Here is a 9,835-nt window from a genome sequence, read left to right as displayed (position 1 = left end):
GTCGGGGGCCACCCCCCCGCCCGGGCGGGGGGGGGGGGGGGCCCCCCCGGGGGGTGGGGGGGGGGGCCGACCAACCGTCGAGATTGAAGCTCTTGCTGTCGAAAGCCTCGACACAGCTACTCCGCCGCTTCCAGCTTCGCGATGCGACGGCTCTGCCTGGCTTGCTCGTCATAATCGCGCTGCCATTCCGACGGCCCGTTCGAGGCGCCGACCTGCACCGCCGTCACCTTGTATTCCGGGCAGTTGGTCGCCCAGTCGGAGAAGTCGGTGGTGATGACGTTGGCCTGCGTGTCCGGATGATGGAATGTCGTGTAGACGACGCCTGGCGACACCCGGTCCGTGATCAGCGCGCGCAGCGTCGTCTCGCCCGAGCGGCTGGTCAGCCGGACCCAGTCGCCGTCGCGCAGTCCGCGGTTCTCGGCGTCGTGCGGATGGATCTCCAGCCGGTCCTCGCCGTGCCACATGATGTTGTCGGTGCGCCTGGTCTGCGCTCCGACATTGTACTGCGAAAGGATGCGGCCGGTGGTAAGCAGCAGCGGGAAGCGCGGGCCGGTCCTCTCGTCCGTCGCCACATATTCGGTGCGGATGAACTTGCCCTTGCCGCGCACGAACCCGTCGATATGCATGATCGGGGTGCCGAGCGGTGCCTTCTCGTTGCAGGGCCATTGCACAGATCCGACACGGTCGAGCAAGTCGAAGGAGACGCCGGCGAAGCTTGGCGTCGTCATCGCGATCTCATCCATGATCTCGGAAGGATGCAGATAGTTCCAGTCCAGCCCGATCGCGCGGGCAAGCTCCTGCGTCGCCTCCCAATCGGCGTAGCGCGCCTTCGACTCCAGAACCTTACGCACCATGTTGATGCGGCGCTCCGCGTTGGTGAAGGTGCCGTCCTTCTCCAGGAAGGTCGAGCCGGGCAGGAAGACATGCGCATAGTTCGCCGTCTCGTTGAGGAAGAGGTCGTGCACGACGACGCATTCCATCGCGGCAAGGCCGGCGGCGACATGCTTGGTGTCGGGGTCAGACTGAAGAATGTCCTCGCCCTGGATGTAGATGCCCTTGAAGCTGCCGTCGACGGCGGCATCCAGCATGTTGGGGATGCGCAGGCCGGGCTCGTCGTCGAGCTTCACGCCCCACAGGGTCTCATAGATGTCGCGCACGGCTTCGCCGGAGATATGGCGATAGCCGGGCAGTTCGTGCGGGAAGGAGCCCATGTCGCACGAGCCCTGCACGTTGTTCTGGCCGCGCAGCGGATTCACGCCGACGCCTGGCCGGCCGATATTGCCGGTGGCCATGGCGAGGTTGGCGATCGCCATCACCGTGGTTGAGCCCTGGCTGTGTTCCGTCACCCCGAGGCCGTAGTAGATCGCGCCGTTGCCCCCGGTGGCGTAGAGACGGGCCGCGCCGCGGATCGCCTCTGGATCGACGCCGGACAGCTTACCGACGGTTTCGGGGCTGTTCTCCGGCAGGGCGACGAACGACGCCCAATCCTGGAACTCCGTCCAGTCGCAGCGTTCGCGGATGAAGGCTTCGTCGAAAAGACCTTCGGTGACGATGACATGCGCAAGCGCCGTCAGCACGGCGACATTGGTGCCGGGCTTCAGCGGCAGATGATAATCCGCTTCGACGTGTGCCGACTTGACCATCTCGGTGCGGCGCGGATCGAGCACGATCAGCGTGGCGCCCTGGCGCAGCCGCTTCTTCAGCCGCGAGGCGAACACCGGATGGGCCGAAGCGGGATTGGCACCGATGACGACGGCGACGTCGGTGTAATCGACGGAGTCGAAATCCTGCGTGCCGGCCGAGGTGCCATAGGTCTGGCCGAGCCCGTAGCCCGTCGGCGAATGGCAGACGCGCGCGCAGGTGTCGACATTGTTGTTGCGGAAGCCCTGCCGAACCATCTTCTGGACGAGGTAGGTTTCCTCGTTGGTGCAGCGCGACGAGGTGATGCCGCCGATCGCGGTGCGTCCGTACTGGTACTGGATGCGGCGAAATTCCTTGGCCGTGTGGGCGATCGCCTCTTCCCAGCTCACCTCGCGCCATGGATCGGTGATTTTTTCCCGGATCATCGGTGACAGGATGCGGTCCTTGTGGGTGGCGTAGCCATAAGCGAAACGGCCCTTCACACAGGAATGGCCGTGGTTCGCCTTGCCCTCCTTGTAGGGCATCATGCGAATGACCTCGTCTCCCTTCACTTCGGCCTTGAACGAGCAGCCGACGCCGCAATAAGCGCAGGTGGTGACGGCCGAGCGTTCCGGCAGGCCCTTGGCAAGCACCGTTTTCTCGCGCAGCGCATCGGTCGGACAAGCCTGCACGCAGGCTCCGCAGGAAACGCATTCCGAATCGATGAATGCCTCGTGCATTCCCGCCGAGACCCTGGATTCGAAACCACGGCCCTCGATGGTCAGCGCAAAAGTGCCCTGGACCTCCTCGCAAGCCCGCACGCAGCGCGAGCAGACGATGCATTGCGAGGCGTCATAGGTGAAATAGGGATTGGACTCATCGCGGGCGATGTAATCGACCGCCAGCGAGCCGTGGCCGGGCGCCACGCCACCTTCCGGCTTGACGTGGTTGCGGCCCTCGATGCCGTAGCGGTTCTCGGTCAGGCCGATCGACTTCGCCACCGCATCGAATTCGCTGGCGCCGGTTCCGGCCTTCTCGTTCCAGCCAGTCGGATGGTCGGAGACGTAGAGTTCCATGACACCGCGGCGAATGGCGTCGAGCCGCTCGGTCTGCGTACGCACCACCATGCCCTCGCCGACGGGTGTCGTGCAGGAGGCCGGCGTGCCGCCGCGCCCTTCGATCTCGACAAGGCAGATACGGCACGAACCGAAGGAGTCCAGCATGTCGGTGGCGCAAAGCTTCGGGATCTCGACCCCGCCTTCCATCGCGGCACGCATGATCGAGGTGCCTTCCGGGACGGTGATGCTGCGGCCGTCGACGTTCAGCGTGACCTGCTTCTGCGCCTTCGATTCCGGGGTTCCGTAGTCGATCTCTTCGACGAGGGACGGGAAGTCGGCCTTGATGTTCATCTGCCAGCTCCTATTCAGCAGCCACGCGCACGGGCGCTGGCTTGAAGTCGTCGGGGAAATGGGTGATCGAGCTCATGACAGGGTAGGGCGTGAAGCCACCCAGCGCGCACAGCGAGCCGAATTTCATCGTGTTGCAGAGGTCGGTGACCAGAGCGAGGTTCTTCTCCGGTTCGATGCCCGCGGCAATTCTGTCGATGGTCTCGACGCCGCGCGTCGAGCCGATGCGGCAGGGCGTGCACTTGCCGCAACTTTCGATGGCGCAGAACTCCATCGCAAAGCGGGCCTGTTTCAACATGTCGGCGGTGTCGTCGAACACCACGATGCCGGCATGGCCGATCAGCCCGTCCTTGGCCGCGAAGGCTTCATAGTCGAATGGCGTGTCGAACAGCGCGCGCGGGAAATAGGCGCCGAGCGGTCCGCCGACCTGCACTGCCTTGACGGGACGCCCCGTGGCCGTGCCGCCGCCGATCTCGTCGACGATCTCGCCCAGCGTCATGCCGAAAGCGGCTTCGAACAGGCCGGCATATTTGACATTGCCGGCGATCTGGATCGGGATCGTGCCGCGCGAGCGGCCCATGCCGAAATCCTTGTAGAAGGCCGCACCCTTGTCCATGATGATAGGCACCGAAGCCAGCGAGATGACGTTGTTGATCACCGTCGGCTTGCCGAACAGCCCCTTGTGAGCCGGCAGCGGTGGTTTTGCCCGGACCATGCCGCGCTTGCCTTCGAGCGAGTCCAGCAGCGCCGTCTCCTCGCCACAGACATAGGCGCCTGCGCCAACCCGGATCTCCATGTCGAAAGCATGGGCCGAACGCAGCACGCTGGCGCCAAGAACACCGGCCTTGCGGGCGATCTCGACGGCCTTGTTCATCACCGCCACCGCATGCGGATATTCAGAGCGGACATAGACAAACCCCTTGGTCGCGCCCGTGGCTATACCGGCGATCGTCATGCCTTCGATCAGCACGAAGGGGTCACCCTCCATGATCATGCGGTCGGCGAAGGTGCCCGAGTCGCCTTCGTCGGCGTTGCAGACGATGTATTTGCGGTCGCCTGATGTATCGAGCACCGTTTTCCACTTGATGCCGGTCGGGAAGCCCGCGCCGCCGCGACCGCGCAGTCCGGATTCGGTCACCTCGGCGACAATGGCGGCAGGCGTCAGTCCCAACGCATTCGTCAGTCCATTCAACCCGCCATATTTCTTGTAGGATTCAAGCGACAGCGGATCCGTGACTCCGCAGCGCGCGAAGGTCAGTCGCGTCTGCTTGGCCAGGAAGGGGATTTTGTCCGGCGCGCCCAGCCAGCGTTTGTGATGGCCGCCGGTGAGGAAGCCGCTGTCGAACAGGCTTTTGACGTCAGACGGCTTGACCGGTCCATAAGAGACCCGGCCGTTGGCGGTCGCCACTTCGACCATCGGTTCGAGGAAGTAAGCCCCGCGCGAGCCGTTGCGCACGATTTTGGCTTCGATGCCGCGTTCGGCAAGCTCACTTGCGATCGCCTTCGCGACTTTTTCGGCACCCAGCGCCAGCGCGCCGGAGTCGCCGGGAATGTAGATACGCGGGATCATGAGCGCACCTCGGCAACGATTTCGTCGAGCTTTTCGTCATCGAGCCGCCCGATCACCTGGCCATCGAGCATTGCGGCGGGCGAACAGGCGCACAAGCCCAGGCAATAGACCGGCTCCAGCGTCACCGAACCGTCGCGGGCCGTCTCATGGAAGCCGATGCCAAGCAACTGTTTAAGTTTGGCGGCGATGGCGTCCGAACCCATCGACTGGCAGGATTCCGCCTGGCAGAGCTTCAGCACATGCCGGCCGGCGGGGTGGCTGCGATAATCATGGTAGAAGCTGACGACGCCGTGCACCTCGGCCCTGGAGATATTCAGCGCCTCGGCAATGACCGGCAGCGCATCCTTGGGCACATGGCCGAACTCTTCCTGGATGCCGTGAAGGATCGGCAGCAGCGGGCCTTCGAGGCCCTTCAACTCCTGGATGATCGCGGCTGTGCGCGATGTGATCTCGGTACTTGCAGGCTGCATCGTCAAGCAGCGCCCTCCCTGGTCGATAGCTTTTATCGCTAAGCCGTTACAAAATCAGAGGAAACCCGCTGAATCAATAAAGCTGTTTCGTTGATTGATAGAAAATTTCTATCAGTCTGGTCATCCAGCATTGTTAGCCTAGCGGTGGGCGTGGAAATCGTCCGCCAGCGCCATCGCCTCGTCCAACAGCGCCGAGACCAGCGGCGTGTGCGGTTCGCGCGGCGCCGCCACCAGGCCGACCGTGTGGCTGGCGTCCGGTTCGACGATCGGAATGGCCCGGATCGGTTCGGAAAAGCCGAATGTTTCCGTGAGGTTGAGTGGCATGATTGACGACCATTTGCCGGTCCGGATATGTGAAAACAGCACGATCATCGAGTTGGATTCCAGCGTCGGCCGCACCTGCACGCCGGCTTCGGCCAGATGCTGGTCGATGATGCGGCGGTTCTGCATGTCCGGCGTCAACAGGCACAGCGGCAGGCTTGAGAGCTCCGCCCATGTCACTTTGTCGCGATCGGAATAGGGATTTCCCATCGCGGTGATCAGTTGATAGCGCTCGTCATAGAGCGGCACGCTGGTCACTCGTCCCAGCGGCTCATTGTCGAGATAGGTGATGCCGGCATCGATGTCGAAATTGCCAAGCAGCGACAGCACCTCGATGGAGGTTCGCGACAGCACCGAAAAGGTGACGCCCGGATGCTTTGCCCGAAACGGCGTCGTCAGCCGCGCCACCATGGCCAGAGCCGTCGGGATGGCGGCGATGCGGATGCGGCCCGAAAGACCGTAGCGCGCAGCGCGCATCTCCTCGCGCATGGTGCGGGTGTCGCCGACGATCCGGCGCGCCCACACCAGGACCTGTTTTCCCTCCGGCGTCAGCCCCTGGAAGCGCGAGCCGCGCAAAACCAGCATCACCCCGAGCTGGCCCTCCAGCTGCTTGATGCCGGCCGACAGCGTCGGCTGGGTCACGCCGCACAATTCCGCCGCCCGGCCGAAATGCTCCTCCCTGGCCAGCGCAATGAAGAATTCCAGCTTGTCGATCATGCGATCTTTCCGGTCGTTCGACGCAAGGTCGGGGAAATCGCATTTTATCGCAAGCGCCATGCGCAATTGGCCTGCATCCACATCTTTAAGCCGGCTAGCTGTTCCCCCCGGCTGAATGCGGCGCTATGTGGATGAAACTGGGAGATCGACCATGCTGGGCTGGTTCCGCAAGCTTTTGCCGCGCGAAGATCGCTTCTTCGAACTGTTCGAACGACATTCCCGCACGGTGGTCGGCGGCGCCGAGGCGCTGGAGCAGCTTCTCCAAGGCAAGGACATCGAGCGCTGGTGCCAGAAAATCATCGATCTCGAAGACGAAGCCGACCATATCACCGCGGAAGTGCTGCTGGCGGTGCGGCGCTCCTTCATCACGCCTTTCGATCGCGGCGACATCAAGGACCTGATCCAATCGATGGATGATGCCATCGACATGATGCACAAGACGGTCAAGACGGTGAGGCTGTTCGAAAAGAAGGAATTCGATCCGCTGATGCAGGAAATGGGCGGCGTCATCGTCGCCGCCGCCAAGTTGGTGGCCGAGGCGATTCCGCTGCTCAGCAAGGTTGGTGCGCACACCGTGCGCCTCAATGCCATCGCCGAAGAGGTCATGCGCGTCGAAAGCCGGGCCGATGATCTGCACGAGCAGGGTTTGAAGGATCTCTTCAGGAAGCATGGCAGCAGCGACCCGATGGCCTACCTGATTGGCTCAGAGATCTATGGCCAGCTGGAAAAGGTGGTCGATCGCTTCGAGGACGTCGCCAACGAGATCAGCGGCATCGTCATCGAGAATGTTTAGGTGATGGAAGCCACCATTGCCTTTCCCGTGCTGGTCGGCCTCGTCGTCGTCGCGCTGTTCTTCGATTTTCTCAACGGCCTGCACGACGCGGCCAACTCCATCGCCACCATCGTGTCCACCCGGGTGCTGAGGCCGCAATATGCGGTGTTGTGGGCAGCCTTCTTCAATTTCATTGCCTTCATGTTCTTCGGCCTCCACGTCGCCGAGACAGTGGGAAAGGGTATCGTCGACGTCAGCGTCGTCACGCCGGCGGTGATTTTCGCCGCCCTTGTCGGCGCCATCGTCTGGAACATCGTAACCTGGATGGTCGGCATTCCGTCTAGCAGCTCGCATGCTTTGATCGGCGGTCTTGTCGGTGCCGGGGTGGCAAAGGCCGGGCTCGGCGCCATCGTCTGGACGGGACTCGGCAAGACTGTCGCTGCTATCGTCGTGTCGCCGGCGACCGGTTTTGTCTTGGCACTCGTCCTGATCCTGACCGTTTCCTGGCTCTTCCTGCGCCAGTCGCCGTTTGCGGTCGACAGCACCTTCCGCGTCCTGCAGTTCTTTTCCGCCTCGCTCTATTCGCTCGGGCATGGCGGCAACGACGCCCAGAAAACCATGGGCATCATCGCCGTGCTGCTCTATTCGCAAGGCATGCTCGGCGCGACTTTCTATGTGCCGCTGTGGGTCGTACTCACCTGTCAGTCGGCGCTGGCCCTCGGCACCCTGTTCGGCGGCTGGCGTATCGTTCACACCATGGGCTCGAAGATCACCCGGCTGAATCCGATGCAGGGTTTTTGCGCCGAGACCGGTGGCGCCATCACCCTGTTTGCCGCCACCTGGCTCGGAGTTCCCGTTTCGACCACGCACACCATCACCGGCGCCATCATAGGCGTTGGCGCCGCTCGCCGGGTCTCGGCGGTGCGCTGGGGCATTGCCAGCAGCATCGTCATTGCCTGGATCGTCACCTTGCCGGCGACCGCTATGATCTCGGCGCTCACCTACCTCGCTGTCGGCCTGGCGAGGTGACGCGAAGACATCTACCTGTCCACAAGGTTCAGGATGTTGCCGTCTGGGTCCTTGAACCAGGCGACCTTCATGCCGGAGCCGACATGGACGTCGCCCTCCAGCGTCAAGCCCGGCATATCATAGTGCTCGAAGCTGACGCCCTTCGACTTCAGCGCCTTGACGACATTGCCGATCTCGTCGCCCACGGTCCACGTCACCGCTGTTGCCTTGTTGGTTCCGGCATATTGGGAATGATAGACATTGATGGCTGTGTCGCCGCTTTTATATACGATCAGTTCACCGCCCTCATCGTGCACCTGCTTCAGGCCAAGCGTTACCTCATAGAAGGCCTTGGCTTTCGCGAGATCCTTTACCGCGAGATTGGCCGTCGCGTTGAAGTTTGCGAGCATGGTGATCTCCTTCCCTGGTTGTCGTGCTCACCAGGTCATGCAGATAGGTCGCACCGACAGATTGGCGACCGTCAACGTGCTGGAGTGATCGGTCACCTTGGCTGCCGTTTTCTGCGGATGCGTTCGATCAGGCAATCGGACGGGCCTCGTCGTTTTTCCGGGCACGCCGAGGCAGCTGTTGCTCCACGGCTTGGTTCTGTCCGGAAACTGCATTATCTGAAGCCCTGAACGTCCAAGGAAAAAATCATGTCCGCCGTCCAGCAGAACGTCACCAAGGAAATCGTCACCGAGCGTCTGAAGACGGTCAACGGGCCGGATTTCACCGGCAACATCGTCGACCTCGGCATGGTTTCGGAGATTTTCATCGCCGACGGGAAGGTCTTCTTTTCGATTACCGTTCCCGCCGCCCGCGCCCAGGAGATGGAGCCGCTGCGTGCCGCCGCCGAACGGGTCGTCAAGGCGATCCCCGGTGTCGCCGGCGCCGTCGTCGCCCTGACGGCCGAAAAGAAGGGCGGCGGCATGGAGGCTCCGGTCCCGTCGCGCCCCGCACCCAGGCCGGCTCCGCCCGCTGCTGCCGCGCCGCGTGCTGCTCCGTACGCGCCGGCCTCGCACAGCTCCGGCAAACGCGGCGTGCCCGGCATCGAGGCAATCATTGCCGTTGCTTCCGGCAAGGGCGGCGTCGGCAAGTCGACCACCGCCGTCAACATCGCGCTCGGCCTCGCCGCCAACGGCCTGCGCGTCGGCGTGCTCGACGCCGACATCTACGGCCCATCCATGCCGCGGCTGCTCAATATTCATGGCCGGCCGCAGACCGTCGATGGCAAGATCTTGAAACCGATGGAGAATTACGGCCTGAAGGTGATGTCGATGGGCTTCCTCGTCGATGAGGAAACGCCGATGATCTGGCGCGGCCCGATGGTGATGTCGGCACTGACGCAGATGCTGCGCGAGGTCGAATGGGGCCGGCTCGACGTGCTCGTCGTCGACATGCCGCCCGGCACCGGCGACGCGCAGCTGACCATGGCCCAGCAGGTGCCGCTGGCCGGCGCCGTCATCGTCTCGACGCCGCAGGATCTGGCCCTGATCGACGCACGAAAAGGACTCAACATGTTCAAGAAGGTCGACGTGCCGCTGCTCGGCATCGTCGAAAACATGAGTTATTTCGTCGCGCCGGACACCGGCAAACGCTACGACATCTTCGGCCATGGCGGTGCGCGCCGCGAGGCCGAGCGTCTCGGCGTCACCTTCCTCGGCGAAGTGCCGCTCGAGATGGGCATCCGCGAAAGCTCGGATGCCGGCGCGCCGGTTGTCGTCTCGAAGCCCGACGGCGCCGAGGCGAAAGTCTACCGCGACATCGCTTCGAAGGTTTGGGACCGGGTCAACGAAGAGCGTGGTGCCGCTGCTGCGGCGGTGCCGAGCATCGTGTTCGAGTAGCACGGATATCCCTCCCCCTTGAGGCAGGGGAATCGCACATGAGTACAAAGGGACTCTTGTGTGGTGTGCGGAAATCGATTCTGAAAGGACCTCTGGATGATCGGAGG

8 protein-coding genes are annotated in these 9,835 nt (G+C 63.1%); 3 read left to right on the top strand and 5 right to left on the bottom strand.

Translation table 11 applies throughout. The features are described from left to right. Window positions 1–116: 116 nt before the first annotated feature. From fdhF to NKH57_RS32470, 4 genes are all read right to left on the bottom strand, one after another. Window positions 117–3,029 (bottom strand): formate dehydrogenase subunit alpha, encoded by a 2,913-nt coding sequence (fdhF, locus tag NKH57_RS32485; RefSeq protein ID WP_352950408.1) that lies wholly within the window; start codon window positions 3,027–3,029, stop codon window positions 117–119. Between the two features lie 10 nt (window positions 3,030–3,039). Next, window positions 3,040–4,596, bottom strand: a complete 1,557-nt coding sequence (locus NKH57_RS32480; protein ID WP_352950406.1) for a formate dehydrogenase beta subunit — start codon at window positions 4,594–4,596, stop codon at window positions 3,040–3,042. Beyond that, a complete protein-coding gene (locus tag NKH57_RS32475; RefSeq protein WP_502904929.1) occupies window positions 4,593–5,066 on the bottom strand; it encodes a formate dehydrogenase subunit gamma in 474 nt (157 codons plus the stop codon). The genes NKH57_RS32480 and NKH57_RS32475 overlap by 4 nt, the downstream gene beginning before the upstream one ends. A 138-nt stretch (window positions 5,067–5,204) precedes the next feature. Beyond that, on the bottom strand, window positions 5,205–6,104 hold the full coding sequence (locus NKH57_RS32470) for a LysR family transcriptional regulator (protein WP_023758219.1): 900 nt from the start codon (window positions 6,102–6,104) through the stop codon (window positions 5,205–5,207). Window positions 6,105–6,255: 151 nt separating this feature from the next. Between NKH57_RS32470 and NKH57_RS32465 the strand changes: the two genes are divergently transcribed. After that, on the top strand, window positions 6,256–6,897 hold the full coding sequence (locus NKH57_RS32465; protein WP_023758218.1) for a DUF47 domain-containing protein: 642 nt from the start codon (window positions 6,256–6,258) through the stop codon (window positions 6,895–6,897). Window positions 6,898–6,900: 3 nt separating this feature from the next. Further along, window positions 6,901–7,905 carry an inorganic phosphate transporter gene (locus NKH57_RS32460; protein ID WP_352831977.1) on the top strand — a complete coding sequence of 335 codons (1,005 nt, stop codon included), beginning with the start codon at window positions 6,901–6,903 and terminating at the stop codon, window positions 7,903–7,905. Window positions 7,906–7,916: 11 nt separating this feature from the next. Here NKH57_RS32460 and NKH57_RS32455 read toward each other — a convergent pair whose 3' ends face one another. Beyond that, window positions 7,917–8,294, bottom strand: a complete 378-nt coding sequence (locus tag NKH57_RS32455; protein WP_352950403.1) for a VOC family protein — start codon at window positions 8,292–8,294, stop codon at window positions 7,917–7,919. 246 nt (window positions 8,295–8,540) lie between these two features. Here NKH57_RS32455 and NKH57_RS32450 point away from each other — a divergent pair, with 246 nt between their 5' ends. Beyond that, window positions 8,541–9,728, top strand: a complete 1,188-nt coding sequence (locus NKH57_RS32450) for an Mrp/NBP35 family ATP-binding protein (RefSeq protein WP_352950401.1) — start codon at window positions 8,541–8,543, stop codon at window positions 9,726–9,728. The last annotated feature ends 107 nt before the right edge of the window (window positions 9,729–9,835 follow it).

Origin of the sequence: Mesorhizobium sp. M1050 (genome assembly GCF_040318715.1) — a bacterium.
In the GTDB taxonomy this organism is placed as follows: domain Bacteria; phylum Pseudomonadota; class Alphaproteobacteria; order Rhizobiales; family Rhizobiaceae; genus Mesorhizobium.
This window is presented reverse-complemented; position numbering and strand designations above follow the sequence as displayed.

Bases quoted from the DNA above. Each gene is read 5' to 3' on its own strand.
- fdhF (WP_352950408.1), bottom strand. From the start codon at position 3,029: ATGAACATCAAGGCCGACTTCCCGTCCCTCGTCGAAGAGATCGACTAC.
- NKH57_RS32480 (WP_352950406.1), bottom strand. From the start codon at position 4,596: ATGATCCCGCGTATCTACATTCCCGGCGACTCCGGCGCGCTGGCGCTG.
- NKH57_RS32475 (WP_502904929.1), bottom strand. From the start codon at position 5,066: ATGCAGCCTGCAAGTACCGAGATCACATCGCGCACAGCCGCGATCATC.
- NKH57_RS32470 (WP_023758219.1), bottom strand. From the start codon at position 6,104: ATGATCGACAAGCTGGAATTCTTCATTGCGCTGGCCAGGGAGGAGCAT.
- NKH57_RS32465 (WP_023758218.1), top strand. From the start codon at position 6,256: ATGCTGGGCTGGTTCCGCAAGCTTTTGCCGCGCGAAGATCGCTTCTTC.
- NKH57_RS32460 (WP_352831977.1), top strand. From the start codon at position 6,901: ATGGAAGCCACCATTGCCTTTCCCGTGCTGGTCGGCCTCGTCGTCGTC.
- NKH57_RS32455 (WP_352950403.1), bottom strand. From the start codon at position 8,294: ATGCTCGCAAACTTCAACGCGACGGCCAATCTCGCGGTAAAGGATCTC.
- NKH57_RS32450 (WP_352950401.1), top strand. From the start codon at position 8,541: ATGTCCGCCGTCCAGCAGAACGTCACCAAGGAAATCGTCACCGAGCGT.